Source organism: Achromobacter pestifer (genome assembly GCF_902859625.1).
Lineage (GTDB): Bacteria > Pseudomonadota > Gammaproteobacteria > Burkholderiales > Burkholderiaceae_B > Achromobacter > Achromobacter pestifer.
Window position 1 is genome coordinate 1 of sequence record NZ_CADIJX010000022.1, and the last position, 687, is coordinate 687.

Annotated in this window: 1 protein-coding gene and 1 rRNA gene; one reads left to right on the forward strand and one right to left on the reverse strand. The window is 46.1% G+C overall.

Annotated features, from left to right (window positions below):
• Window positions 1-354 (forward strand): hypothetical protein (locus tag HV753_RS31165; RefSeq protein WP_217481508.1); only part of this gene is annotated, 354 nt, incomplete at its 5' end.
• Window positions 355-587: 233 nt separating this feature from the next.
• Here the strand turns inward: HV753_RS31165 and rrf are convergent.
• A 5S ribosomal RNA gene (gene rrf, locus HV753_RS31105) occupies window positions 588-687 on the reverse strand; the annotation flags it as partial.

The window sequence follows — 687 nt, forward strand, 5'->3', positions numbered from 1 at the left end:
CTTGTGAATAAGCTCGGGTTTAACCCCTTGCTTAATCACAGTGCATCGCATCAAGCGCCCACACTTATCGGTTGTTTAATTGTTAAAGAGCGGTACTGCAAATTCTGTACTACGAAGCATTACTGCCTAACTTCTTACTGCATCTTGCTGCGAACTTCAGTTAACTTCGCTTTCGCGTTGTTTGCTGTGTCATCAGCAGAGGAACGAGATTATGAAGGAGTTTTTATCGCTTGTCAAATCAGTGTAGCTTTTGTTTTTAAACTTTCGTTTTCAACCAAAACCCACTGCCTTGCCTTGCTACTTCTTCGTGGCGTCACCACTTTCGCGGTGAACATCCTGCCTCGCTTCTCTTAGCAGCTATCGAAATGTCGGGGTAAACCCTGATCTTTCGGTAGCAGCCAAGTCGGCAACTATAACATCTCTTTTGCTGATCTTGCAACTGGCTTTTGCCTAACTTGCATCTGATCTTGCAAACTTGCTGAGCCGCTGGATCTCTCCACCTTTACAGCAACTGAGAAGTATAGGTTCTCACTTATATATAAAGACAAAACCCCACAGGATTACCTGTGGGGTTTCGCGGAATAAAAGCCTGACGATGACCTACTTTCACAGACGTCCGTCCACTATCATCGGCGCGAAGGCGTTTCACTGTCCTGTTCGGGATGGGAAGGAGTGGTACCACCTTGC